Annotated in this window: 21 protein-coding genes, 1 CRISPR repeat array and 1 other annotated feature; of the genes, 5 read left to right on the forward strand and 16 right to left on the reverse strand. The window is 39.5% G+C overall.

Features of this window, described 5'->3' with window-relative positions:
- A partial coding sequence (locus RHS_RS14175; protein WP_047833557.1) for a transposase occupies positions 1-492 on the forward strand: 492 nt, incomplete at its 5' end.
- A 1,072-nt stretch (positions 493-1,564) separates the two neighbouring features.
- On the opposite strand, the gene RHS_RS14185 is transcribed toward RHS_RS14175, so the two are convergent.
- Both RHS_RS14185 and RHS_RS14190 read right to left on the reverse strand, forming a co-directional pair.
- Positions 1,565-2,032: a GyrI-like domain-containing protein gene (locus RHS_RS14185; protein ID WP_027293885.1), complete on the reverse strand. Its 468-nt coding sequence runs from the start codon at positions 2,030-2,032 to the stop codon at positions 1,565-1,567.
- A 108-nt stretch (positions 2,033-2,140) separates the two neighbouring features.
- Positions 2,141-3,043, reverse strand: coding sequence for a YafY family protein (locus RHS_RS14190; RefSeq protein ID WP_027293884.1), 903 nt, complete (start codon positions 3,041-3,043; stop codon positions 2,141-2,143).
- A 245-nt stretch (positions 3,044-3,288) separates the two neighbouring features.
- Here RHS_RS14190 and RHS_RS14195 point away from each other — a divergent pair, with 245 nt between their 5' ends.
- Both RHS_RS14195 and RHS_RS14200 read left to right on the forward strand, forming a co-directional pair.
- On the forward strand, positions 3,289-5,025 hold the full coding sequence (locus tag RHS_RS14195) for an NFACT RNA binding domain-containing protein (RefSeq protein ID WP_047833559.1): 1,737 nt from the start codon (positions 3,289-3,291) through the stop codon (positions 5,023-5,025).
- 22 nt (positions 5,026-5,047) lie between these two features.
- Positions 5,048-5,392, forward strand: coding sequence for a TIGR04076 family protein (locus RHS_RS14200; protein WP_044296820.1), 345 nt, complete (start codon positions 5,048-5,050; stop codon positions 5,390-5,392).
- A gap of 175 nt (positions 5,393-5,567) precedes the next feature.
- Here RHS_RS14200 and RHS_RS14205 read toward each other — a convergent pair whose 3' ends face one another.
- From RHS_RS14205 to scfA, 10 genes are all read right to left on the reverse strand, one after another.
- Entirely contained in the window at positions 5,568-6,311 is a 744-nt protein-coding gene (locus tag RHS_RS14205) for an amino acid ABC transporter ATP-binding protein (RefSeq protein WP_176731090.1), read from the reverse strand.
- Positions 6,301-6,981 carry an amino acid ABC transporter permease gene (locus RHS_RS14210; protein WP_044296827.1) on the reverse strand — a complete coding sequence of 227 codons (681 nt, stop codon included), beginning with the start codon at positions 6,979-6,981 and terminating at the stop codon, positions 6,301-6,303. The genes RHS_RS14205 and RHS_RS14210 overlap by 11 nt, the downstream gene beginning before the upstream one ends.
- 18 nt (positions 6,982-6,999) lie before the next feature.
- Positions 7,000-7,809, reverse strand: coding sequence for a basic amino acid ABC transporter substrate-binding protein (locus tag RHS_RS14215; RefSeq protein ID WP_027293879.1), 810 nt, complete (start codon positions 7,807-7,809; stop codon positions 7,000-7,002).
- 207 nt (positions 7,810-8,016) lie between these two features.
- Positions 8,017-10,428 (reverse strand): leucine--tRNA ligase, encoded by a 2,412-nt coding sequence (gene leuS / locus RHS_RS14220; protein WP_027293877.1) that lies wholly within the window; start codon positions 10,426-10,428, stop codon positions 8,017-8,019.
- Between the two features lie 40 nt (positions 10,429-10,468).
- Positions 10,469-10,683 (reverse strand) — a binding site (T-box leader).
- Positions 10,684-10,947: 264 nt separating this feature from the next.
- Positions 10,948-12,126: direct repeats of the CRISPR family, unit length 30 nt; unit sequence GTTTCAATATATCCCATATTACTATTAATC.
- 776 nt (positions 12,127-12,902) lie between these two features.
- The gene (locus tag RHS_RS14230) at positions 12,903-14,495 is read right to left on the reverse strand and encodes a hypothetical protein (protein WP_027294812.1); all 1,593 of its coding nucleotides are present in this window, start codon (positions 14,493-14,495) and stop codon (positions 12,903-12,905) included.
- 78 nt (positions 14,496-14,573) lie between these two features.
- Positions 14,574-15,410, reverse strand: a complete 837-nt coding sequence (locus RHS_RS14235) for a deoxyribonuclease IV (protein WP_027294813.1) — start codon at positions 15,408-15,410, stop codon at positions 14,574-14,576.
- Positions 15,411-15,425: 15 nt separating this feature from the next.
- Positions 15,426-17,186 carry a single-stranded-DNA-specific exonuclease RecJ gene (gene recJ, locus RHS_RS14240; RefSeq protein ID WP_047833560.1) on the reverse strand — a complete coding sequence of 587 codons (1,761 nt, stop codon included), beginning with the start codon at positions 17,184-17,186 and terminating at the stop codon, positions 15,426-15,428.
- Between the two features lie 79 nt (positions 17,187-17,265).
- Positions 17,266-19,413, reverse strand: coding sequence for a protein translocase subunit SecDF (locus tag RHS_RS14245; protein ID WP_047833561.1), 2,148 nt, complete (start codon positions 19,411-19,413; stop codon positions 17,266-17,268).
- Positions 19,414-19,444: 31 nt separating this feature from the next.
- Positions 19,445-20,806 carry a thioether cross-link-forming SCIFF peptide maturase gene (gene scfB / locus RHS_RS14250; RefSeq protein ID WP_047833562.1) on the reverse strand — a complete coding sequence of 454 codons (1,362 nt, stop codon included), beginning with the start codon at positions 20,804-20,806 and terminating at the stop codon, positions 19,445-19,447.
- A 122-nt stretch (positions 20,807-20,928) separates the two neighbouring features.
- Positions 20,929-21,072: a six-cysteine ranthipeptide SCIFF gene (gene scfA / locus RHS_RS14255; protein WP_044289475.1), complete on the reverse strand. Its 144-nt coding sequence runs from the start codon at positions 21,070-21,072 to the stop codon at positions 20,929-20,931.
- A 143-nt stretch (positions 21,073-21,215) separates the two neighbouring features.
- On the opposite strand from scfA, the gene tig reads away from it, so the two are divergent.
- On the forward strand, positions 21,216-22,328 hold the full coding sequence (tig, locus tag RHS_RS14260; protein ID WP_027294817.1) for a trigger factor: 1,113 nt from the start codon (positions 21,216-21,218) through the stop codon (positions 22,326-22,328).
- Positions 22,329-22,485: 157 nt separating this feature from the next.
- Here the strand turns inward: tig and RHS_RS14265 are convergent, their stop codons facing one another.
- A complete protein-coding gene (locus RHS_RS14265; protein WP_070042076.1) occupies positions 22,486-23,460 on the reverse strand; it encodes a TIM barrel protein in 975 nt (324 codons plus the stop codon).
- A gap of 130 nt (positions 23,461-23,590) precedes the next feature.
- On the opposite strand from RHS_RS14265, the gene RHS_RS14270 reads away from it, so the two are divergent.
- Positions 23,591-24,307, forward strand: coding sequence for a TraX family protein (locus tag RHS_RS14270; protein ID WP_044297898.1), 717 nt, complete (start codon positions 23,591-23,593; stop codon positions 24,305-24,307).
- A gap of 5 nt (positions 24,308-24,312) precedes the next feature.
- On the opposite strand, the gene RHS_RS14275 is transcribed toward RHS_RS14270, so the two are convergent.
- The 3 genes from RHS_RS14275 to RHS_RS14285 form a co-directional block, all read right to left on the reverse strand.
- The gene (locus RHS_RS14275; RefSeq protein ID WP_047833563.1) at positions 24,313-24,576 is read right to left on the reverse strand and encodes a glyoxalase; all 264 of its coding nucleotides are present in this window, start codon (positions 24,574-24,576) and stop codon (positions 24,313-24,315) included.
- 40 nt (positions 24,577-24,616) lie between these two features.
- Positions 24,617-25,423 carry an HAD family hydrolase gene (locus RHS_RS14280; protein WP_027294820.1) on the reverse strand — a complete coding sequence of 269 codons (807 nt, stop codon included), beginning with the start codon at positions 25,421-25,423 and terminating at the stop codon, positions 24,617-24,619.
- Positions 25,424-25,495: 72 nt separating this feature from the next.
- Positions 25,496-26,434, reverse strand: coding sequence for an HAD family hydrolase (locus RHS_RS14285; protein ID WP_395022435.1), 939 nt, complete (start codon positions 26,432-26,434; stop codon positions 25,496-25,498).
- Positions 26,435-26,451: the final 17 nt, after the last annotated feature.

Here is a 26,451-nt window from a genome sequence, read left to right on the forward strand (position 1 = left end):
TCAGTAGAAAAAGCAACGGTCGCATATATACTTGACGAAACAAAGATTGCTGAAGAAGAAAAATATGATGGTTATTATGCGGTCGCCACAAATCTTCTGGATCCAGCTAAAGATATATTGGCTGTATCCCACAAAAGATATCAGATTGAAGACTGTTTTCGAATCATGAAAACAAATTTTACCGGAAGACCTGTAAACCACCGTCTGCCAAATCGCATTAGAGCTCACTTCATGATCTGCTATACTGCGCTGCTTGTGTACCGTTTACTGGAAGCCAAACTTGATGACCAGCATACACATGTGACGACAGAAAACTTAATTAATACCTTGAAAAATATGAATGTGACGAATATTCACGACGTCGAATATATGGCTCTCTATAATGGTAGCAAGGCACTAGATGCCCTAACCCAACTAACATCGCTAAACTTGGACAGGCTGCATTATAAACCAAAGGAACTGAATGGAACAATTAAAAAAATTTTAAAGTAACGTTTACATACAACAATTTCATAATCAGTATAAGCCGATAACCTCAGTATTTATAAGGTGTATCGGCTTTTCGTCTTCTTGCAAGTGTCGAAAACGGGATATCAAATGTGTAGTCAACAGCAAAATCCTGTTATACTGGTTAAATTGGGGTTTTGTTGAGGAAGGGACGCTTTGTAGATGTAGATAGTGCAACGTAAAGATGGGTGTGGGAAACTGGCATGGGCTCCGTCAGCTGGCCGCAGAACTGGTATTTTCTAACCTTTCCGAAGCGCTTTTTGGCGGCACGCGGGTATTCACCGAGAAATCCTGATGCATTTCTCGGTTCAGTACCCGCTTAGTATCCGATGGGAGCCAGTCGAATACTATCCGCCAAAAAACACTTCGAAAAGGTAAGTAAATACTCAGCTCTGCTCTACGCTTCCTCCGCCCATGCCAGTTTCCCACACCCATCTTTCCGAGATCCAGGTTGCCGCCACAAAGCTGAATTTCTCAGCATGGTCGGACCCCTGGGCTGTGACAGGCTGTTCTTTATTGGATGTAGAGCGGTATATTTTGACAGTTTATGCATAATAGAAGATGAAAGTCTATTCCTTTTTCTTATTGCAGAATATAAAACAAATCCCGTTCTCAAGATCAGTTGCTTAACGCCAATATTGTTCAGCATGCCACAACCCCAGGGTCCCACCACGCTGAGAAAACCAGCTTTGTATCAACGAATGCTATCTCGGAAAGAGGAGGGGGCGAGCCAGGACATTGATTTGGAAGGCATATAGCAGAGCTGAGTATTTACTTACCTTCCCAGAGTGCTTTTTGGCGGATAGTATTCGACTGGCTCCCATCGGATACTAAGCGGGCAGTGAGCTGCGAAATGCATCAGGATTTCGGAGCGAATGCCCGCGTGCCGCCAAAAAGGGCTCTGGGAAGGTTAGAAAATGCCAGTTCTGCGGTAAGCCTTCCAAATCAATGTCCTGGCTCGCCCCCTTCTCTTTCCGTACACTACCTATCATTTACAAAGCGTCATTACTCATCTAAACCCAAATATAATAAATCTTAAATCCTGCACTTAATTACATTAATCTGCATTCTCTATTCCGATGTACATATGAATTTCTGCATTATCCATATCGCCTCCAGGCTGGTATTCTTCAAAGTCTGCCACATAGGTTCTCTTTAAATCCATACTCCAGAGTTTCATCCAGAATTCCTGTACTGCTGTTACCATATTTCCCTTTACAATGAATTTAGCATAATTTCCCTTGGGAATGACCGTAGTCGCCAGGCTTTCCGGTATTTGGGCAGCTTTATCTATCTCACAGCATACAAACATGTCATAGTCATCCTTATGGTCTCCCGCGTAGTTGGTATATAATCCAATACTTTTATCATTCACCTTTCCCGGCATTTGAAAGAAAATGCCCTCTTCAAAAAAACGCTTCCAGAGTCCGCCTATTTCTGCTCCCATATCCGGGCTGGCATTATTGGTTCTGATCTTCAATCCTGCTGCTTTTTTCTCTTCTAAATATACGATTTCATAATTCATAGTGATACCTCTCTTATTTTCTGTTTTTATTACCGCATAAATTTCGTATCGGTTAAAGAGAGTATAACAGGCATAATCTGACAACTGCATGTCATATTAAATAAATCGTCAGCAATAATATTTCAAAGTATTTTCCAATCTTTCTTTTACGAGTTTTTTCACCCGCTCAGGCGCCATCACCCGGACTAATGGTCCATAAGAAAGGATGTAACCGTAAACCCATTCATTTTCGGGACATTTTAATTTAGCCAGAAAGCTGCCATCTTCCTGAACCTGAATCTGTGCTTCCTCAAACTCATCATACACCCGGTAAGCACAGGATGCATCTATATGAAGTGTTATCTCCACCATATAACTTTGCTCACGGTAACCTTTCTTTGCTTTGGATTCCTGTACCGGCAGCATTCTGTCAAAGTTCTCCTCCAATGCCTTCACCTGCTTCATTCGGGTAATCCGAAAAAGCCGCATTTCTCCTGCTTTCCTGCAAAATCCTTTCAAATACCAGCTCTTATCCTTGAACCAAAGCTGCAATGGCTCTACCTGTCTGGTAGATTTTACGCCTTCTGAATTATAATATTCAATCTGGATCACCTTTTTTAGAATAATCCCTTCTTTGATCTTCCCAAAGACCTTCTGCCGCTGATCGGTCCAGTCCGAAAAATCAACCTGTACCCAATCCGTTTTATGTGCCCCAAAAAGAGACCGCATTCTGGACAGCACTTCATCATTATCTGCCGCTTTAACCGCATTTAGACCCTGCAATCCCCACAGAATTTCCTGACGCTCCATATCCGACAAAACGGACTTGTCCAGTATAAAGTTATCCATCAGATGAATCCCGCCGCCTCTGCCTTTATTTGTATAAATCGGGATTCCCGCCTGGCACAGCGTATCAATATCTCGGTAAACTGTCCTTACCGAAACCTCAAAATGCTCCGCAAGCTCACGCGCCGTAGTCCCCTGTTTCTCCAATAATAAATATACGATTTCAAATAATCTGTTAATCTGCATGTGTCTCCTTCATTTTATCTGTCCAATTGAAATGTTAAAATATAATATATTACTTATTGCTTTCTTATTGCTTTGAATGTTATTATAACGCTTTCATTTGTGGAATAGAAGAGTTTTTTTGATAAGAGGTTCTTTGTTGTGGAAAACTGAATTTCTCTAGATTTTCCCCCTCTTATCTGCTATACTATTAAGAATCCACTTCTTACATATGTGGATATAAGATTCACACCAGGAGGATGAAAAACATGGCTTTAGACGGAATTGTAATTGCCAATATGGTAAAGGAATTAAACGATACCATATGTGGCGGTAAAATCAACAAGATTGCTCAGCCGGAAAATGACGAGCTGATGCTTACCATAAAAAATCAAAAAACTCAGTACCGCCTGCTGATTTCTGCAGGTGCCAGTCTGCCCCTTATTTATCTGACCAAGGTAAATAAGCCAAGTCCTATGACTGCTCCTAATTTCTGTATGCTGCTTCGGAAACATATCGGCAGTGGCAAGATTCTTCGGGTCTGGCAGCCGGGACTGGAACGAATTATTAATTTTGAGATTGAACATTTAAACGAACTGGGTGATGTGTGCAGAAAAACCCTCGTTGTGGAAATCATGGGAAAACACAGCAACATTATTTTCTGCAACGAAGAAAATATGATCATTGACAGTATCAAACATGTGTCCCTGCAAATGAGTTCTGTCCGGGAAGTACTGCCGGGGCGGACATACTTTATTCCAGAGACGCAGCATAAATGGAATCCGTTAGAGGTTACCACGGAAACTTTTGCAGCAGAGATTTCTTCTAAACCAATGGCTCTTGCGAAAGCTCTCTATACGACATTCACAGGTATCAGCCCTCTGACTGCAGAAGAAATATGCCATCGTGCATCCCTGGAATCTGACCAGAGCGCCAATAGTTTCAGCGAACTGGAATTAACCCACCTTTACCGTATCTTTTCCTTTATTATGGAGGATGTAAAAAACGGTATTTTCTCTCCGAATATTATATTTCAGGGTGAAGAACCGATCGATTTTTCCAGTATTCCGCTGACTCAGTACGAAGACAAAACCACGAAAATCTATCCAGGTATCTCGGAGGTTCTGGAAAATTACTATGCCGTAAAAAATACAATAACCCGTATCCGCCAAAAATCTTCCGATCTCAGAAGAATTGTCCAGACTGCTCTGGAACGTAACCGTAAAAAATACGATCTGCAGCTGAAACAGCTTAAGGATACGGAAAAACGGGATAAACATAAGGTGTATGGAGAACTGATCAATACTTATGGATATAACCTGGAATCTGGCGCTAAAAAATTAGAGGCACTTAATTACTATACCAACGAAATGATTACGATTCCTCTGGATCCAACCTTAACTCCACAGGAAAATGCAAAAAAGAATTTTGATAAATACAATAAATTAAAGCGTACATATGAGGCACTGACTGATCTGATCGAAGAGACTCAGGATGAAATCAAACATCTGGAATCCATCAGCACTTCTCTGGACATTGCTTTGTCTGAGGAAGATCTGGTTCAGGTAAAAGAAGAGTTAATGGATTACGGTTATATTAAACGTAAATATACCGGCAAAAAAGTGAAGATTACTTCAAAGCCATTTCACTACCTGTCCAGTGACGGTTACCATATGTATGTTGGAAAAAACAATTTCCAGAATGATGAGCTTACATTTAAAATCGCTACCGGAAATGACTGGTGGTTCCATGCCAAAGGAGCGCCCGGCTCTCACGTAATTGTAAAAGCAAACAACGAAGAACTTCCCGACCGTACTTTTGAGGAGGCAGCCCGTCTGGCAGCATATTATTCAAAAAACCGTAATGCGGAAAAAGTAGAAATAGATTATGTAGAAAAGAAGCATGTAAAAAAAACCAATGGCGGAAAGCCAGGATTTGTTATTTACCATACCAACTATTCTATGATTATTGACTCTAATATTTCCGGTATCGAACAGATTTCGTAATTTCAGGAGGATATGAACCATTATGAAAAAAGTAAAAATCACTGTATTGAAAACGACTTTAGACAAAGAATTAGCAAATGAATATGGAGCAGAAGGATTGACTGCATGTCCCATGATGAAAGAAGGGCAAACCTTTTATGCTGACTATGCAAAACCAGACGGCTTTTGCGATGAGGCCTGGAAAGCAATTTATCAATATGTTTTTGCTCTGGCACACGGCACCGGAAAAGACTTATTTTACTATGGCGATTGGATCCGGAAACCAGGAGTTGCGATCTGCAGCTGCAATGACGGTCTGCGCCCGGTTATATTTAAATTGGAATCTACGGAAGAAGAATCAGAGATTGAATACACCCCGGTTCGCTAAGTTAACATATGTCTGCATTGCCGCTGAATTGGCATAATGCAGAGGTCCTGGTGAATAAATTTCGCAATAAACGTGTATTATTTGGAGTTAATTGTGTTTAATAAAAAAGTTATTGTATTACCCATTTAGGGCAACGCAATAACTTTTAATTAAACCTATTATTTATTTCAATAATCTATAATACTTTACTCAAAAAGCTCTTCAGTCTTTCACTCTTTGGATTACCAAAGAAGTCTTTGGGATTATTTTCTTCTATTATCTGCCCTTCTGCCATAAACAGAATACGGTCTGCAACTTCTTTTGCAAATCCCATCTCGTGTGTTACTACTACCATTGTCATATTTTCTCTTGCCAGATCTGCCATAACGTTCAGTACCTCTCCTACCATTTCCGGATCAAGGGCTGAAGTAGGCTCATCAAACAGCATCACATCCGGCTTCATACAAAGAGAACGCACGATAGCAATTCGCTGTTTTTGTCCTCCGGATAACTGGCTTGGATAAGCATTTGCCCTGTCAGCAAGCCCGACTTTTTCTAACAGCTGCATTGCTTCCTTTTCTGCTTCTTCCTGTGTCTTCTTCTGAAGCTTCATAGGCGCAATCGTCATATTTTTAAGTATTGTCATGTGCGGAAAAAGATTAAAGTGCTGAAACACCATTCCCATCTTCTGACGATGAAGGTTAATGTCTGTTTTTGGATCCAGTATATCTACACCTTCAAATAAAATATGTCCTGAAGTCGGCTCTTCCAATCGATTCAGGCAACGCAGAAATGTACTTTTACCAGAACCGGACGGTCCGACAATAAATACAACTTCACCGGAACGGATTTCTGTAGATACATCATTTAATGCCTTAAAATCACCAAAGGCTTTTGTAAGATTCTGAACTCGAATTAAAACTTCTCCTCTATCGCTCACTGTTACGCAGCCTCCTTTCAAGACATTTTACCAGATACGTAAATATCATAACCAGTACTAAATAGATTGCCGCTACTGCCAGAAGAGGCATAGTCGCAGAATATGTCTGGCTTCGAATAATATCGCCGCCTTTTGTCAAATCCTGCAATGCGATATAACCAGCTACTGATGTTTCCTTTAATAATACGATAAATTCATTCGCCAAAGCCGGAAGTACATTTTTAAACACCTGTGGTAAGATAATATAAATCATAGTCTGAGGATAATTAAAACCCAGGCTTCGTCCTGCTTCAAACTGTCCGTTATCAATAGAAAGAATTCCTCCACGAATAATCTCAGCTACATATGCACCCGAATTAATACCAAAAGCAAGGATTGCAACCAGCACCTTATTAATGTCAAAAGCAGCAAAAATAACAAAATACGTAATCAATAACTGTACTACTACTGGCGTTCCGCGGATTATGGTCAGGTATACATTACAGATGAAATTTAAAATCTTCAGTTTTCCTGTCTTTTCATAAGTCGAACGTATCACAGCAACCAGGAATCCCAATAAAATACCGATAAGTACTGCAAATAAAGTAATTTCAAGGGTCGTTAACAATCCGTCTGTAAGGTATTTCCAACGGTCATCTTTAATAAAATTGAGATAAAATTTTTCCGCCATAGCTTATCTTCCTTTGTTTTATTGTGCCTTAATATATTTATCCAGGATTTTCTGCAGTTCTCCTGAAGATTTCAGTTCTGCAAGTGCAGTATTTACCTTTTTCAATAACTCTTCATTATCTTTTTTGATAGCAATTGCATATTCTTCTTCTGTATAAGCTTCATCTAACATTTTGATGCCTTCATTCTGCTCAACAAACACTTTTGCCGGCTCACGGTCAATGATTACTGCATCAATTTTTCCCTGAGTCATTGCCTGTACTGCTTCGAAACCTTTGTTGTATCTTTCTACCGTAGCATCCTTGATATCTCCTGCATACTGATCTCCGGTAGTACCAAGCTGAACACCGATCTTCTTTCCTTCCAGGTCATTCGGGGAAGTGATCGGACTGTCATCTTTAACAATAACTACCTGCGTAGCTGTTGTATATGGATCTGAGAAATTAACATTCATAAGGCGATCTTCTGTTACAGTAAGTCCAGCAAGCCCTACATCTGCTTTTCCTGCATCCACTGCTACAATAATTGAGTCAAATGCCATATCCTCTACTTTTAATTCCATTCCCATGCTTTTTGCAATTGCTTCACCAATTTCCACATCAATACCAACTACATTATCTCCTTCGCGGTATTCATATGGAGGAAACTCCGCATTGGTAGCCATTACTAAAGTACCGCCTGTGGCTTCTGTACCTGCTGCCTCCGCTCCTGCTTCTTTTGTTTCGCCAGCTGCCGCTGTGGTTTTTTCCGTTTCTGCTCCTTTGCTTCCACATCCTGCAAGTGATAAAATAAGGGATGCAGCAAGTGCAGTTACAATCATCTTTTTCATTCCTAAATCCTCCTAAATAAAATGTAAAATAATTCGTAAAAAAAGAAAGACAGATTCAAAAGTTGCCTTCAACTGCTTTCCCGCTTAATCAAATTTAACACTAAATTTCTGGGTTGTCAACAGTTTCATGCATATAATTGTAAAATTAGTTATAAACATGCATACATAAAAGACAGCCATAGATTTCCTATGACTGTCACATTCTTCTTATTTCTGCACAATATTAATAATTTTCTTAGGCACATAAATTTCTTTTACAATGGTACCCGTCAGTTTATCCGCAACTGCTTCTTTACCAGCCGCAATTGCATCTTCTTTAGAAATCTCTGCCGGAACATTAATAACAGCTTTTGTTTTGCCATTAATCTGTACCGGAACTTCAATCTCATCATCCTTCATCGCATCTTCATCATGCACCGGCCACTGATTCTTAAATACAGAACCGCTGTTTCCTAACTCTTCCCAAAGTTCCTCACTCAAATGAGGTGCAAATGGAGAGAGCAGAATCACTGCTGTCTCTAAAGTTTCCTGATCAATGCCGCCTTCTTTTTTAGCAAGGTCGATCATCTTATTATTATATTCCATAAAACCGGAGATTACGGTATTTAAGTTAAAGCTTTCCAGACGCTGTGTAATATCATGAACCATTCTATGACGGATTTTGACCATCTCTTTGGATGCAGCCATGTTTTTATCCTTATTATCCATTACCAGATTCCAGAAACGGTTGATAAACCGATATACTCCATCGATTCCTCTGTCATCCCACTCTGCATCTAATTCCGGCGGTCCTACGAAAAGTTCATACATTCTAAGGGAATCACATCCATAATCATTAACTAAATCATCCGGAGAAACGACATTTCCTTTTGATTTACTCATCTTAATACCATTTTTACCGGTAATCATTCCCTGATTGAACAATTTTGTAAATGGCTCGTCAAAATCTACAACTCCAATATCGTTCAGGAACTTGGTATAAAATCTGGAATACAGCAAATGAAGAACTGCATGTTCTACACCACCGATATACATATCAACCGGCAGGAGTTTATCTGCTTTTTCTTTGGAAACCAGTTCTTCATTATTATGGCTGTCTACATAACGTAAGAAATACCAGGATGAACCAGCCCACTGAGGCATGGTATTGGTTTCTCTCTTTGCAGGCGCCCCACAAACCGGACATGTAGTATTTACCCACTCATCAATTCCAGCAAGCGGTGATTCTCCGGTACCTGTCGGCTGATAGCTCTCAACCTCAGGCAGTGTAAGCGGAAGCTGGTCTTCCGGAACCGGAACCGCACCACAGTGTTCACAGTGAACAATTGGAATCGGCTCTCCCCAGTAACGCTGTCTGGAAAATACCCAGTCACGCAGTTTATAGTTTGTGGTTACCTTGCCGATTCCTCTGTCCTCCAGACGAGACGGCAGATCACGTTTTGCATCCAGACTGCTCATTCCGTTGAATTCACCGGAATTAATCATAATGCCTGGCTCTGTATATGCTTCTGTCATATTTTCAATTTCTTTACCGTCTTTAGCAATTACCTGGACAATCGGAATACCAAACTTTGTTGCAAATTCAAAGTCACGGTCATCATGTGCCGGTACACACATAATCGCTCCTGTACCATAATCAGCAAGTACATAATCGGATAACCAAATCGGTACCTTGGCACCATTGATTGGATTTATTGCATAGCTTCCTGTAAATACACCTGTTTTTTCTTTATCCTGAAGTCTGTCAACAGAAGATTTCATGGACGCTTTGAAGATATAGTCTTCTACTTCTGCTCTTGTTTCATCCGTTGCCAATTCTTTAGCCATGGCATGCTCCGGAGCAAGTACCATGAATGTTGCACCGTAAAGAGTGTCCGGTCTCGTTGTATAAACTGTGATTGCATTATCTGTCCCGTCAACTTTAAAGTCAACTTCAGCACCATGACTCTTTCCGATCCAGTCAGACTGCATCTTTTTTACCTTTTCCGGCCAATCCAATTTATCCAGATCTGATAACAGACGGTCAGCATATGCGGTAATCTTCAGCATCCATTGTCTTAAATTTTTCTTGGTAACAGGAGTTCCACAGCGTTCACAAGCCCCATTTACAACTTCTTCATTGGCAAGTCCTGTCTTACAGGATGGGCACCAGTTAATAGGAAATTCCTTTTCATATGCTAATCCAGCCTTGAACATTTTTACAAATATCCACTGAGTCCATTTATAGAAATTCGGATCGGTTGTATTCACTTCCATATCCCAATCGTAAATTGCTGCAATTTCATTAATCTGACGTTTGATATTAGACACATTCTCTGCTGTAGATTTAGCAGGATGCACTCCCATCTTAATTGCATAGTTTTCAGCTGGTAGTCCGAACGCATCCCAGCCCATTGGATGAATCAGGTAATATCCCTGAAGCATCTTATATCTGCTCCAGACATCAGAGATTACATATCCTCTCCAGTGTCCTACATGAAGTCCATTTCCTGACGGATATGGGAACATATCCAGACAATAATATTTTGGTTTCTTACCATCATTTACATTTACCGGGTCAGCCTCCCAGTTCTTACGCCATTTTTGTTCAACCGCCTTATGATTATAAGGTACTGCCATTGTTCATTCCTCCTAAATAAAAATAGCCCTCTCGTCTTCTTATAGAGACGAAAGGGCTTTACTTTCCGTGGTACCACTCTAATTCATCCAAAAAGGATGCACTCATTAATTCTATAACGGGAATTCCCGCCTTAATCTACTAAATTCAATCAAGGAACTCCGAGGCGAGTTGGGAGTTTTATCGTTACTGCCTCGCACCATCCGGCAGCTCTCTGAAACGCAAGTACTCTTAATACTCCTCATCACAGTTTTTGTCATATCGACTAACTGTTATTCTAACCATTTCTTGGTCATTTGTCAAGGAGTAACCAAAAACAATTAGGATTAATTTTTTGATTGCTATCGTCTCTGGTTAATTATTCCTTTCTATATCTGTGTTCGAGTATATTATGCACAAATTACTGATAGAATTGTAAAATTACTGATATTTTATACTTTTAATTGGTTTTAAAAAAGTACTCACTGTCTGATTTTACTATTGAACACTGGAATAGATGCTTGATCGGAAAGGAGTGATTGGTTAGAATATATCCCATATTACTATTAATCTCGGGTGGGCGCTTCTTTTTGTAAACAGGAGGATAGTTTAAATATATCCATATTACTATTAATCTGAATTCTATCAGAGAGCGTAATCGCATTGCTCGGTTTGAATATATCCCATATTACTATTAATCCGCTTAATAGGTAAAATCGGACACGTAACACCTGCGTTTCAATATATCCCATATTACTATTAATCAAAATCGTACCTGGATAGCCGTAACGATGAAAAGTTTCAATATATCCCATATTACTATTAATCTGCGCCCTGGTCGTTTCCGTGCAGCTATATAATTGTTTCAATATATCCCATATTACTATTAATCATAAATGGATAGAAGATCCACACAAAAATTTCCAGTTTCAATATATCCCATATTACTATTAATCAAAGAGCCGAAGAAGATGACATGCGCAGAAATCAGGTTTCAATATATCCCATATTACTATTAATGTTGTATCTTTGTGGTACACGTTTCAATATATCCCATATTACTATTAATCAACGCCTCCGTTTATGAACGGTGATTAAGCATTTACGTTTCAATATATCCCATATTACTATTAATCAATCAAAAATGATTTAAAAAGTTTCAAAAATGTATGTTTCAATATATCCCATATTACTATTAATCATGCTTTCACAGTATTAATAACGGTTTTTAAAAATGAGTTTCAATATATCCCATATTACTATTAATCCAAATTTAACAACATAATCTGAAAGCCAAGTAAGGTTTCAATATATCCCATATTACTATTAATCTTCCCTCTAATAAAGGGTGCAAGAAAAGGAGTATTTAGTTTCAATATATCCCATATTACTATTAATCCAAATTTAACAACATAATCTGAAAGCCAAGTAAGGTTTCAATATATCCCATATTACTATTAATCAACACCGCATTCTTTTACAGCATACGATAATTCAGTTTCAATATATCCCATATTACTATTAATCAAGATAACTTCAAATGCTTTACTCGAATTTGATTGTTTCAATATATCCCATATTACTATTAATCAGCACAGACCTTGTATATGTAGCAATCGATTATTAGTTTCAATATATCCCATATTACTATTAATCAGGTTTCTGTTTCTGGGGAGGAATTTCTAAGTGCGTTTCAATATATCCCATATTACTATTAATCCAACGTTTTTCCACCATTCTTTCTTCCCACTATACCTCAAAACCCCCATAAAATCAAGCTTTTTTACATTATTTACCAGCCACTTTATTTTTTCCTAATTTTATCACATAATACCAATTTTCCCACGATTTTCAAGCAATCCAGCTCTTTTTCCAATTTTACGCCTGGTAAATTTACAAATGACTTTTTCTGTACCAATAATTTTATAATTAAAAGTAGACCTTTTATAAACCATTGATTAATACCTGTACCGTCAAAGAATCCTTATCTCTAATATGATTTCTTGACGAAACCTCTTTTACAACACAATATCTTTATCATTCCTTTAACTCTAAAGCCTTTTACTGTATGTTTAAGAGCATTGCATTCACTACATTTCGCAGCATAATAGCTATAAAGAATGTCTTCTTTTTGCAAATTAAGTCCATATTTTTTATTGAAACAATTTCTGCATATATCTGTATTAATCAGTTGCTTTTTTAATTTCCATGGATTGATCATCTAACCTCTTCCCCTCTGCACAATTTTCTAGTGCCATAGTCAACCAGTTGGTTAACCAATCAATTGATAGTTCTTGATTATAACATCAAAATAAAGTTTATGAAGTAAGATGTAATGAAATGCAGGTTTTTGTAATGAATTACTTTTTTATTTTAATAAAGCCCTTTCAGCTATTAGATTTATTTAACGATACAATACTCTTTTAATATTATGGAATTTCGAAAAAATAAAAATCGGTACTAGATTATCAATAAATCTAATACCGATTTTTTCTTATTATTTAATACTCAATACCGTATTCGCCTTATCTCCCGGCGTATATTCCAGTGTAATCTGATCACCCTCATTATATTTAATAATATCCAGGTAATCTACAACTGAGACATCAAAGATCTCCTTATTCCCCTCTAACATAATATAGTAATGGGAATTTCCATCCACAACGCCCTGGGCTATTTTCTGAATCTTGCCTTTGGCTTCATTTACTGATCTTGTTTCCTCCACGGCTATTCCATTCTGCTTTAGAAGGCTTCGATATGATTTTTCACACTCAGCCGCTGTATCTCCGATAGCAACATTCTGGTATTTTTGAATATTAACCATAGCGTACATTTTGACAAGTCCTGCGCTGTCCTTCAATGCCATAAAATAGGTCGGCTCTCCCGCTATATTCAAAAGGAGCGGGAAGGTTGATTTGTACCCAAGATGCTGTACCTGGCCCTCTGCAGAACCCATGGCTGAGTATTCCTCGGCTCCGTTGATCTCGTAAAATCTGGTTTCCATCGTTCGCTGGTTCATCAGCACGAATCCTACATTGGACTGATCACCACTGACAGAAGTAATACCGGTATAAACCCATACATCATCTTCTAATGCCAGATAGTTGTATCCTGTTGTGGTGCGCAGACAGCCTTTCTGTCCCAGAACGCTGTTAAAATAACCATTCTTTAAGGTTCCATAGTAATCATAGAGCTGAACCAAAAGATCAGCAGAATACACATGATCAACCCACTGCGGACAATCTTCTACTGCAAAATCCTGTGTTTCTCCTGTTATGGCATTGCAAAGTACCACTCTTCCGATAGTGACACCGCCAAATAACCCGATATTGTATTTTTTTACCGGGCATACCCAGTATGGTGTACCATTATCATCGATTTCAAAACTAAGTGTATCGAAAATATAAGTCGGATAGCGGAACCTGAGATGTCTGTCAATGTTCCGGTTTAAATGCTCTGATTGTGAATATTTGATCGGCTTATCCAGTTTTACAAGTTCTGTGTCCTGAGTTGCCATATCAATTTTGATATATGCCGGTATCCCTTCTGACTGGTTGGTAAACCACTTAATCAGATTGGCATATACAAGGGGTGTTACTCTAACCGGAGTATCCTGATAATTAATCTGTGTGTACAGATCACTGACTTCAAACTGGGAAACCATGTCTACCATACTGCCCATTTTACGATTTCCTAAAAGTGTTGCAGAATCTCTGTCTAAAAGAGGTATTTTAGAATAATCCGCCTCTTTGATATCCTCATTAAAATCTCTTGTCTGCACAGTGATCAGCTTCTGGTACTTATTTGCATTGATAATCGGGGAAGAAAGAATACTTCCTCCTATATAAACGATAACTACCAATGCCAGTATGCCGATACCAAATTTCAGACCTTTGCTGTCTTTGGCATCCTCTACCGTCCTAATTCTCGGTAAGCCGTAAATAATAACTACGATGACCACAGCTGCCATTAAAAATGTCCAGAATCCGGATGCATGAATATTAATAGCAGGCAAAGTTACGTAGTAATAGATTCCCGCGATCAAAAGAGCTGCAATGACCGCCAGGACTTTCCAACCAAACTTTTTCATAAAAATCTCCTCTCCAACTATGTGATAAATATTATCGTATAATCAACAATTATACGTTATACTGCTTTGAAATACAAATTAATTTTGTATAAACATTTCCCGGAGCATGGCAATTTCTTTCGCCCATCCTTCATCATCATTAGGAGTTTCCAGTACAAAGGGCAGACCACAGAGCGCCGGATGATTGATAATCCGGCCGAATGCCTCGATACCAATACTTCCTTCGCCTATTTTGGCATGTCTGTCTTTGTGGCTCTCAAATGGATTCTGGCTGTCATTCAAATGTATGGCACGAAGACGGTCCAGTCCGATTACGCTGTCAAAGTGTGTGATCACCCCATCCAGGTCATTTACAATATCATATCCTGCATCCCAGACATGGCAGGTATCCAGGCATACCCCCAGTTTATCCGATAATTCCACTTTATCAATAATTTCTTTTAATTCTTCAAAAGTGCGTCCAACTTCACTTCCTTTGCCAGCCATCGTCTCCAGCAAAACAATTGTATTCTGTTCCGGTTTTAAGATTTCATTTAGCATCTGTGCAATATAATCTATTCCAATCTCCACTCCCTGCTTTACATGGCTTCCCGGATGGAAATTATAGTAATTTCCGGGCGTATACTCCATACGGCGCAGATCGTCTGCCATTGTATCTTTGGCAAATTTGCGAAGTCCCTCATCTGCAGAACAGCCGTTTAAAGTATAGGGTGCATGTGCGACTATTTTTGCAAAATCCTGTTCTTGAGCAAGTTCCAGATATTTAGCAACATCTGCTTCATCTATTTCTTTCGCTTTTCCTCCTCTTGGATTACGCGTAAAAAATGCAAAGGTATTGGCTCCCAGCTTCACTGCCTGCTTCCCCATCGCATAATATCCCTTTGAAGAAGAAATATGACTTCCTATATTTAACATTTCGTATCCTCCTTTTTAATTATAATTCTGTATAACGATCTGCATATTCCTCACATTTCGAAACACATTTACCTGCGGGTAGTACGTTGCCGAAATACTGATTGTATTTTCCCGGTTCTGGTACATTTTCTCTACTTCTGCAGTACCGAATTTTTCCGTAACATAAGTATTAAATTTTTCCACATCTCCAAAATACATGGCATCCATTACCATTCCCTGGGAATTTAAAACCTGCATTTTGATTACATTTTTATTCTGCCCAAGAATTCTGGCACTTAACACATTCAGATTCTTTTCTGCAAATACAGGCTTGGGATTAGCTTTTCCAAATGGCTCCAATACCTCCAGCTCTTCTATCAGTTCTTCTGAAATATAATCGATTGGCATGGCAACGTCAATGGAAACTCTTGGAATAAAATCATCCTCAGTCAATGTTGTAAGTTCATTTAAACGAATCCTTAACTTTTCCACATCTTCTTTTTTTATAGACAATCCTGCCGCCATTGGATGTCCGCCAAATTTTGTAAATAATTCCTGGCATTTCACCATTTCTTCAAACATATTATAGGCTTCAATAGATCGCCCGGAACCTTTCACTCCATCTTCTGCATCCGTCAGTACAAAAACCGGCTTATGAAAACGTTCACGGATACGCCCCGCAATAATACCAGCCAGACTTTCATGGCAGTCTGGAAGATAGACAACCAGCACCTTATCCTCTTTTAATTCTGTAGTCTCCACCAGTTCAACTGCCTGTTCAAATCCTTTCAGCGTCATAGCCTTACGTTCATCATTCAGACTTTTCAGTTCTTCCGCCATCCTAAGCGCATCTCCCTCTGATTCAGCAAGAAGCAGCGCAAGGGCACGTTTAGCCGTATCCAGACGCCCGCTGGCGTTAATGCATGGCCCAAGGACAAAACCAATGTGATAAGCGCATATATCAGACTCTTCCAGACCATTTACTTTTATCAGGGATTTCAAACCATTATTTTGCGTATTAGTCAGGCGCCTGAGCCCCTCTTTGACGATAATACGATTTTCTCCGATCAGGTCCATAACATCACCAACGGTAGCAATTGCTGCAAATTCAATAAACGCTTCTGCTTCTTCTTTGGGTATCTTATGATCTTCGAACATGCAGGATATCAGTTTGAATGCCACTGCCGCACCACAGAGATTGGGAAAAGGATAATTACATTCCGGCTGCTTGGGATTAATAATCACATCTGCATTTGGTCGGATACATATCTTTTCTCCTTCTTCCTCTTTAAATAACAGCTCATGATGATCCGTAATAATAACTGTCATTCCCAGATTTTTCGCATATGCAATCTGGTCTATTGCGGCTATGCCATTGTCACAGGTTACAATGGTATCCACACCTTCCTCATATGCATACTGTATCAGCTGTTCATTGATTCCGTACCCATCTTTCATTCTGTCAGGGATCTCGTAATCTACATTGGCATTGCACCGCAGAAGGCCCTTATATAGGATATAGGTCGCATTGACCCCGTCAATATCATAATCTCCAATAATACGGATTTTTTTGCCTTCATTGATCTTATTGTTCAAAAGAGCGACAGCTTCCCGGGCACCACGTAAAAGTTTAGGATCATGAAGATCCGCCAATCCGCCATTCAAGTATTCCTTAATCGCTTCATCCCCTACAATATCCCGGTTGCGAATTATCCTGGCGGTCACCTGATTAATTCCAAATCTGCTGGAAATTTCCTTGAAATCTGCTCTTTTTGCCGTTACAAACCATTTTTCCAAAATCAATTCTCCTTTGTATATAACCTGAAAATGAAAGATACCCCCGGTACTCGCATACCAGAGGTACTTTCATTTATTATTATTTTTTCTTAGTCTTAATCTTTGTTTTGAATACATACCAGAGTGCACCGGTAATGCATACAGAAGAATAAGCTCCACATACAATACCAACCATCAGCGGCAATGCAAATTCACGGATCGAAGATACACCCATGACAAACAGCACTGCGATCATAATAAAAGTGGTAAGGGATGTGTAGATACTTCTTGTGAGTGTCTGCGTAATACTCACATTTACAACCTCTGCAATATTGTCCTTATTCTTCATTGCTGCCATATTTTCACGGATTCTATCGAATATAACAATAGTCGCATTAATAGAATAACCAACAATTGTCAGCATGCATGCAATAAATGTATTACCTACCGATACTCTTGCCAGTGCATAGAATGCCAGTACTACTAATACGTCATGAAGCAGTGCAACAACCGCACTCGTGGCAAATCGAAGATCTTTAAACCGGAACCAGATATAAATCAGCATACAGATTGTAGCTACCAAAACTGCAACAATAGCATCGGTTCTCATCTCTGAACTTACAGTGGAAGAAATACTTTCTGCAGTAATCAGTGTGGTGTCTACATCAAAATCTTTATTCAATGCATCACTTAATTCCTGCCTCTCATCCAGATTCAGTTCTCTTGTTTTGATTATTACCTGATTTGTTCCGCTTACTTTTTGTGTCTGAATATTTGCATCCTTCGTTACACCCTGTACCACAGGTTTAACCTTAGAATCAATATCTGATATACTCAGATCTTCATTAAACGTTACATTTGTTGAAGTACCACCCATGAATTCAAGGCTGTAATTCAATGATTTATTTCCCTGCGTACTGTTAAATATCATAGATGCCGGTCCAACTACAATCAAAACAATTGATATAATAAAGAAAATATTTTTTTTGCTCAGGAAATTGATTGTTTTCCTTGCTTTCTGTTTTCCATATAACTTTTCACCCTTTAAGCCCAGCGTAAAGAAGGCATTGATGATCAGTCTTGAAATTACAAGTGCCGTAAACATGGATAATACAATACCAAGTGCCAGTGTCTGTGCAAATCCCTGTACACTGCCGGTACCCATTAAACCAAGTACTGCTGCTGCAATCAGGGTTGTGATATTACCATCAATAATTGCTGAGAATGCTTTCTGGAAACCTGACTTAATTGCAGACTTAACGCTTTTTCCTGCTGCAACTTCTTCACGGATTCTGGCATAGATAATAACGTTGGCATCCACCGCCATACCAATGGAAAGTATAATACCTGCAATACCCGGTAAGGTTAGTGTTAAATCAAATGCATTCAGGCATAAAAGCATAAGTCCTGTGTAAATCAGCAGTGAAATACCGGCAACAATACCCGGAAGCAGATATACCACGATCATGAATATAATTACGACTGCAAGACCGATGGCTCCTGCAATTAAACTGCTTGAAATTGCTTCTTCACCAAGCTGTGCTCCTACCACGTTAGAACGAAGTTCTTCCAGTTCCAGTGAAAGGGAACCAATACGAATAGAGGACGCCAGTGTTTCTGCTTCTTCCTGATCAGCCATACCGGAGATATATGCTTTTCCGCCGGTAATTGCCTCATTTACTTTTGGTGCGCTGATTACATTGCCATCATAGACAATCTTAATCTGTTTTCCAACATTTGCTGCAGTAGCATCTGCAAATTTGGTGGTTCCTTCTTTTGTCAGAAGCAGTTCAACAACATATTCCTTATTTCCCATTTCATCGTTTTGAACTCTTGCTTCCGCACTGTCAACATCCGTACCATTTAACACAACAGAACCATCTGTTAATTCAAACTGCAGAGAACCTGGCTTGCCGAGTTCTTCCAGAATCTTGTTCGCATCTGTTACACCAGGGATTTCAATGTTGATACGGTCACTGCCTTCCTGATAAACCTGCGCTTCCGTGCTGTACTGAGATACACGCTGCTGTAATTTGTAGATGGTATCTTTCATATCTTCTTCAGACGGAGTCTCATCTCCCACTGCCTGATATGTAATACTTACACCGCCGGATAAATCCAGACCGGTCTTAATATTTCTGGCAGAACCAGTTCCTGTAGGACCAAATCCCACTGCTGTAGTAAATGCCAAAAGCCCCAATAAAATCGTCATGGCAACAACTACAATAATCGCTTTTTGCTTGTTCATGATGCTTCTCCTTCTCTCTCTTTTGTAATCTCTAATCCAAAGACGCCTGTGCCGCTTTAATCATAATTGCACATTCAACACGCTTGCGCTGCAATTCACATCCAATGTCATAGGCATCATTAATCTGCCCGTGGAATTTAAATGAATTTGCTGCACATCCACCGCTGCAGTAAAATCTGGCAAAGCATTTCCTGCACTTATCCTTTGCATAGACGTTGCAGCATTTGAACTCATCGCGCATATTCGTCTTTGTTACACCTTCATCCACATTTCCCATCAGAAATTCTTCTTCCCCTACAAACTGATGGCATGGATACAGATCCCCCCATGGAGTGACTGCCAGATATTCCGTACCGGAACCACACCCTGACAACCTTTTGTACACGCAGGGACCCCCTGTTAAATCTATCATAAAATGGAAGAAGTTAAATCCTTTACCCTCTTTTTCACGTTTTACCATTTCTGCTGCCAGCTTATCATATTCTGCACAGACAGATGCAATATCTTCTTCACGGATTGCATACTCTTCTTCCGGAAGGGATACTACCGGTTCCACCGATATCTGCTCAAAGCCAAGATCAGCCAGGTGCAGTACATCTTTGGCAAAGTCCAGGTTGTTTCTGGTAAAGGTTCCTCTCACATAATATTTTTCCTGATTTCTGCTGTCTGCAAATTTCTGAAATTTGGGGACGATTAAATCATAACTGCCTTTTCCATTACGGAAAGGTCTCATAAGATCATTGACTTCCTGTCGTCCATCAATGCTAAGTACCACATTTGCCATTTCTTTATTGGCAAATTCCATGATCTCCTCATTAAGAAGAACACCATTGGTTGTCAATGTAAACCGGAAGTTCTTGCCATGGATCTTCTCCTGCTCTCTTCCGTATTTAACCAGATCTTTTACTACCTGCCAGTTCATCAGCGGTTCTCCGCCAAAGAAATCCACTTCCAGATTTTTTCTGGAACCTGAGTTGGCAATTAGAAAATCCAAAGCTTTCTTTCCAACTTCAAAACTCATAAGAGCCCGTCTTCCGTGGTATTCCCCTTCTTCTGCAAAGCAGTATTTACAGGCAAGATTGCAGTCATGTGCGATATGCAGGCAAAGTGCTTTTACAACTGTCTGCCTTTTCTTAAAATCGATAATTGCTTCTTCATAAATATCTTCGGTAAAAAGTACACCTGCTTCTTTTAATTCCTCACACTCAGCAATCGCTTCCATAATCTCTGTACTGCCATATGTATCCTTTAACCGGTCTGCGATTTCCTCATGCTTCAGTCCTTCTTCTATAAAAGGAACCACGTCATAAACGATGTCATCCACTACATGGATGGCTCCGCTGTTCACATCCAGAATGATGTTAAAGCCATTATTTTTATATTGATGGACCACTGTATATCCCCTTTCAAATCCACTCCATGAAAAAAATACCCGGCAAATACCTGACGGGTTTAAGAGCAGTATTCATTTCGTATAATAAGCAGCGACGCATGATCGCTGCTTATATTGTTTTCTTATTTATTATTTTCGCAGCTCTGATTTCCAACCGTACAGGATGTCTTACATGCTGACTGGCAGGAAGTCTGACATTCTCCACAGCCACCTTTTTTCATCGTATTCTGAAGTACCTGTGTATTTAATGTTTTAATATGTTTCATGGTCTTAGCCTCCTTATTTCATGAACTTGTGCTATTATAACATATATTTTTTTATTTTAAAAGTGTTTTTTTATACACTTTTTTCACATTTGTGTGTTATAGTAGTCAAATAAACTACATACCAAAGAAAGGATTTATCATTTATGAAGAAGAAATTCATTGTTTTTGCACTCACTTTGTGCATGACAGCAACTTTAGCCTTAAGCGGCTGCCAAAAAAAATACGTCACCCTGGGAGATTATAAGGGTCTTAAACTTGAAAAAGTAGTACCCGAAGTCACAGACGATGAAGTACAAGGCGAGATTGACACTGCTCTGGAAGACAATGCAACTTCAACTGAGATCACCGACAGGGCTGCCAAAGAAGGGGATACGGTTACCATGGACTTTGAAGGAAAAGTTAACGGTACCGCTTTTGATGGAGGTACTGCCACAGATTATGACCTGGAACTGGGAAGCGGTGAATTTATCGAAGGTTTTGAAGAACAGTTAGTCGGGGTAAAAAAAGATGAGAAAAAGGATGTTACGGTTACCTTCCCGGAAGATTACGGCGATGATAATTTAAATGGCAAAGAAGCTGTCTTCTCTGTAACGGTAAAGGCAATTAAAGAAATCATTCCTGCAACCTATAACGATGAATTCGTAAGCAGTATTTCTGATTTTAAGACCACCGCAGATTACGAAGAGAATCTGAAAAACGAACTTCTTGCAAGTAAGGAAGAAGATTCGGAATATACCTTAAAAGATGATGCCATTAATACAGTTATAGCAAATTCAACTTTTAACGGTTATCCGGATGATTTATATGAAAAATGTAAAAAGCAGGTAGATGAAAGTAATGCCTATTACGCAGAATTATTTGGTGTTACCATAGAAGACCTGGCCGGAAGTGAAGAAGATATCAAACAGACTGTAATCAGTACCGTAAATGAACAGCTTGCTATCGAAGCAATTGCGGAAAAAGAAAAAATAAGTGTTACTGATGAAGAATACAAATCTTATGTAAATGATAATCTTGAATATTATGAAGTAACTTCTGTAGAAGAATTTGAAAAAAATAACGACAAAGACAGTGTTATGAGTGAACTGCTTAAAGATAAAGTATGCCAGTTCCTGGTTGACAATGCTCAGGTTACAGAGGTTACGGAAGACGAAAAATATAGTGAAGACGGCGAAGGCGATGAATTCGGTGATGAAACTGAACCGCCAATGGACGATACCGAGGCCCTTGAAAGCGAGACAGAGACTGCAGCTTAACTTAGGTATAGCTCCGGATGCTCCCAAATATCAAAAGTAAATCATTAAAAAAGGAGTGGACAGTTCCCGTACTTTTCGGGCCTGCCCACTCCTTTCTTTTCTTCTTACAAACTACATGAAACAAATACTCAGATTAATTTTATAAAACTACTATCGTTTATTCCCCTGACTGCTGGAAAACTGCGCTCTGGCCAGCCAGCAGCATTTCATGCTCTTCACGGCTTCTGCTGATGAACTCGTAAGTCAGAAACAGCGGGCTGATCCGTTTCACCAGCCCGGGTACCTGCGGATCTGTGAAAGGCAGATGCAGATCTATCTGAAAAATATAAGTAAAGATCTGAGACCAGCGTTCATAATAACGGTCCTTCCAGGCAATCTCTGCTTTTTGCATCTCTTTTACAACCTCACCGGTCAGCGACTGATTCAAATGAATACCTTTGATCCAGCTGCATAATTCTCCATGCTCATCCAGCTGCTTTTGAATATAAGCAACTCCTTCCCCCAGGTCTTTTATATCCGGGTTTGTATGGAGCAGGTGTCCCGTATCCAGCATAATCCCTTTTTTCCCGTAGTGGATGCCGTCCATAAGCATCTGTGTCATCCTGGGGTTCGTAAATGTAAATCCAGGCCACCACAAATTTTCCATCAAAAAATAAAACGTATAATTCTTATCATCCATAAGGGAATTCACCATTTGACATACAGCCTGGATAACTTCTTCATCTGTGTAATCAAACTGATACGTTAACGACTCCTGTATCTTAACCTCGCTGACATGAAATACAACATATTCTGCATTTACACTTTGTGCAAAATCCAGATTTTTCTGAAATTTCTGAAGCAATGCCTCCCTGGTTCTGCCACCGAATACTTCTTCTACTGTATCCATATTGTCATACTCCCGAATCAAAGCCTCTTCATTCTCCATCCATAAATCCATCCAGGCATTAAAAGAAATCAAATGGACTCCTATCACCTGTTCAGCCGGGATCTTACAGGTATCATTTAACCCAATATTCATATACTCATATCCGTCACATTCAAATTTATGGCAAAATGCCAGTAAGTCCTGATCTCCGTGAAAACGCTTTAGGTCATCCGGGCTATCTGTCAGATTTATCATCCGTTTCATTCTTTTCCACCTCTTTATTATGTTTCTTCACCTTTTGAATACCGGTGCAATGATTTTTCAGCCATGCCCTTGCAAGCCATGACAAAATAAGCTATAATTCTTAAAACAATGAATAGCAAAGGATGACATTATGAAGCTGAACAAACAATTTTCTATTACAGGATACACATTAAAAATGATCGCTATTATCACCATGCTCATAGACCACATTGGAGCATTTACTCTTGGGGAAGGATTATTATATCAGGATTATGTTCAGAACAATCCTGTCCTTTTTCAGAATCTGAAAATCCTCTATATAGTGATGCGTCAGATCGGCCGTCTGGCATTCCCAATCTTCTGTTTTCTGTTAGTAGAAGGTTTCCTTCATACCAAAAATGTACGGAAATACGCTCTTAGGCTGCTTCTTTTTGCATTCATTTCAGAAGTTCCTTTTGATCTGGCAATAGGGGGAACATTCTTTGACTTCAGTCAGCAGAATATTTTCTTTACTTTATTTATTGGCCTGCTTGTCATGATAGCCGCTTCCCGCTTTGAAGGGAAAATCTTATTTCAGCTGATCATTTTTATCATCGGAATGCTGTCCGGTTACCTGCTAAACGTAGACTATAGCTATATGGGCATTTTCCTATTGGAAGTCCTGTATTTCTTCCGCTTTAACAGAAGAAACCAGGTGTGCAGCGGAGCAATTTCCGTTTTGTGGGAACCTGCAGCCGCCTTATCCTTTATTCCCATTTGGTTTTATAACGGGGAGCGGGGACGTTCCATGAAATATTTCTTCTACTGGTTTTATCCGGTGCACATATTGATTCTTGCCGCTGTTAACATGATTTTCTTTACGAATTAGACGTTCTATCCTTCAACGATCAGATAACGTCCATCTGGAAGATGGAATACTTCAGAAGCCTCTTTTAGTTCATCCCCGGACATATCCGAAGTGTCCATTCCGGCTTCTTCAAAATAATCTCTGACATCTTCCAGTGTATCAACTACCACCGCCATTACATCATCCAGAAACTCATCTGCTTCTTCAGGCGTTTCTGCAACTTTCTCATCAAATAATTGTAACTGGTTTTCTAAAAATGCCTTCAGGCACATATCATCATATTTATACATTCATATTCCTCCTCTTAGAGTGTGTTTCGGTATGTTTACTTTAAAATGAAACATCCTTAGATTCCAACAATGTTTTCATAACTTTTAAAACACCGTCATTTACGTTTTCATCAGCAATGTGTTTTGCCGCTTCCAATACTTTTGGCTGTGCATTGGCAACAGCATAGCTCTCTTCTGCGCTGGCAATCATACCCAGATCATTATTATTGTCACCAAATACCATGGTTTCTTCTCTGGAAATACGAAGAGTCTGCTGGATAGTCTGCAGTGCTTTTCCCTTATCTGCATCAAAATCCATAAAGTCAATCCATGGTTCTCCTGCAATCGTCACATGGAACCTGTCTTTCCACTGTGCAATCACTTCCTCCGAAATATCCTGAACACCGGTACTTTTATAGATTGAAATTTTGATAATCTCAATATCTTCTTTCAGTACATCCGGGACAAGACGCATATCATTGTGGTATCCATCCGTCAGCAATTTCCAAAAATCCGCGTCATTATCTTCGATATACATTGGCCCCCTGGTAGATGCGGTCAAATAACATCCCGGCTGCCTGCGGATAAATCGGATCAGCTCTTCTGCATCCTTACGGTTTAGTACGGTAGATGACACTTCATAACCTCTGCAGACCACATTTGAGCCGTTTTCAGAAACAAATATCATCTCATTTTCGATTGGTGCAAACAATCTGCGGATACTTGCATACTGCCTTCCGCTTGCAGCCGCAAAAAGAGTGCCCCGGTCTTTTAATTTCAGGATCACATCGAAAATTTCTTCATTTATTTTATCGCTTCCTTCTACCAGCAATGTACCATCAATATCTGATGCAACTAATTTAATCATAGTTTTACCTCCTGCATATCGCAGGCCTGCCTGCGATACTGCCTTAATAAGTAGTTTGAAAACGCTATTCTTTCAAACTTTTCCTCCCGTGCTGCATTTTCTATGGCTCATATCCGTTCTATTTGCATGTAATTTATTATCATATTTTCCATCCAATACTTCTTCAAGGGTTTTTTCTACCTGATCTGTATGAAAATTGCAGATGTCCAGAATCCCCGGCTGGGCATTGTCCATAGCAAAACTATAGGAAACATTTTGAAGCATTTCCACATCATTATAATGATCCCCAAATGCCATTGTCTCCTGTGGTGTAACCTGAAGTTCACGGAACAGATCCTGCATCGCTGTTCCTTTATTGATACCTTTTGGAACGGTATCCAGCCAAAGATTGCCGGAGGTCACAACCGTAACTTCCTTTCCAAACCGTTTATTCCAATAATCCTCAGAATTATCAATCCCGTTTTTTTCATAAACTGAAATTTTCAGATAAGGTTCTTCTACTTTCAGAATGTCATCTACTACCGTTACTGTATTTTTAACCACATCACGGATGTGTATCATATATGCCTCATCCTTTGGCTGTATGTAACAGGTATTTACACCTGACAGCAGAGCTTCACATCCTTCCCGCTCCATCATCGCATTCAGAATCTCCTGACCGGTAGTTCTTGGAATGATATGCTTCGCTAATATCTTATCCTGGTATACCACAAGGGAGCCATTCTCACAAATAAAAGCAATCTCATCACTGACCGGAGCAAACAGCCTTTTCAGATTTGGATACTGTCTTCCGCTGGCCGCTACAAAAATGCGCCCCTGCTTTGTCAGTTCATGAATCAGCTGGACAGTTCCGGGATTTAACTCCTGCGCGCCATTCTGCAATAAAGTTCCGTCTAAATCGCTTGCAATTAACTTAATCATATTTATTCCCACTGCATATTGCAGGCTTGCCTGCAATACTGCCACAATCAAACAGGTTGAAAGAATCACATCGTGGCGTCCTTTCTGCATCGTAATTTTCTTTCAAC

The sequence above is a fragment of the Robinsoniella sp. RHS genome (genome assembly GCF_001029355.1).
Taxonomy (GTDB): domain Bacteria; phylum Bacillota; class Clostridia; order Lachnospirales; family Lachnospiraceae; genus Robinsoniella; species Robinsoniella peoriensis.

Excerpts from the sequence above, each read along its gene's own strand:
- RHS_RS14185 (WP_027293885.1), bottom strand. The coding sequence starts at position 2,032 with ATGAATTATGAAATCGTATATTTAGAAGAGAAAAAAGCAGCAGGATTG.
- RHS_RS14280 (WP_027294820.1), bottom strand. The coding sequence starts at position 25,423 with ATGATTAAATTAGTTGCATCAGATATTGATGGTACATTGCTGGTAGAA.
- RHS_RS14230 (WP_027294812.1), bottom strand. The coding sequence starts at position 14,495 with ATGAAAAAGTTTGGTTGGAAAGTCCTGGCGGTCATTGCAGCTCTTTTG.
- leuS (WP_027293877.1), bottom strand. The coding sequence starts at position 10,428 with ATGGCAGTACCTTATAATCATAAGGCGGTTGAACAAAAATGGCGTAAG.
- scfA (WP_044289475.1), bottom strand. The coding sequence starts at position 21,072 with ATGAAACATATTAAAACATTAAATACACAGGTACTTCAGAATACGATG.
- RHS_RS14200 (WP_044296820.1), top strand. The coding sequence starts at position 5,048 with ATGAAAAAAGTAAAAATCACTGTATTGAAAACGACTTTAGACAAAGAA.
- RHS_RS14285 (WP_395022435.1), bottom strand. The coding sequence starts at position 26,434 with ATGCAGAAAGGACGCCACGATGTGATTCTTTCAACCTGTTTGATTGTG.
- RHS_RS14215 (WP_027293879.1), bottom strand. The coding sequence starts at position 7,809 with ATGAAAAAGATGATTGTAACTGCACTTGCTGCATCCCTTATTTTATCA.
- RHS_RS14265 (WP_070042076.1), bottom strand. The coding sequence starts at position 23,460 with ATGAAACGGATGATAAATCTGACAGATAGCCCGGATGACCTAAAGCGT.
- RHS_RS14210 (WP_044296827.1), bottom strand. The coding sequence starts at position 6,981 with ATGGCGGAAAAATTTTATCTCAATTTTATTAAAGATGACCGTTGGAAA.
- RHS_RS14275 (WP_047833563.1), bottom strand. The coding sequence starts at position 24,576 with ATGTATAAATATGATGATATGTGCCTGAAGGCATTTTTAGAAAACCAG.
- tig (WP_027294817.1), top strand. The coding sequence starts at position 21,216 with ATGAAGAAGAAATTCATTGTTTTTGCACTCACTTTGTGCATGACAGCA.
- RHS_RS14235 (WP_027294813.1), bottom strand. The coding sequence starts at position 15,410 with ATGTTAAATATAGGAAGTCATATTTCTTCTTCAAAGGGATATTATGCG.
- RHS_RS14245 (WP_047833561.1), bottom strand. The coding sequence starts at position 19,413 with ATGAACAAGCAAAAAGCGATTATTGTAGTTGTTGCCATGACGATTTTA.
- RHS_RS14195 (WP_047833559.1), top strand. The coding sequence starts at position 3,289 with ATGGCTTTAGACGGAATTGTAATTGCCAATATGGTAAAGGAATTAAAC.
- RHS_RS14270 (WP_044297898.1), top strand. The coding sequence starts at position 23,591 with ATGAAGCTGAACAAACAATTTTCTATTACAGGATACACATTAAAAATG.
- RHS_RS14190 (WP_027293884.1), bottom strand. The coding sequence starts at position 3,043 with ATGCAGATTAACAGATTATTTGAAATCGTATATTTATTATTGGAGAAA.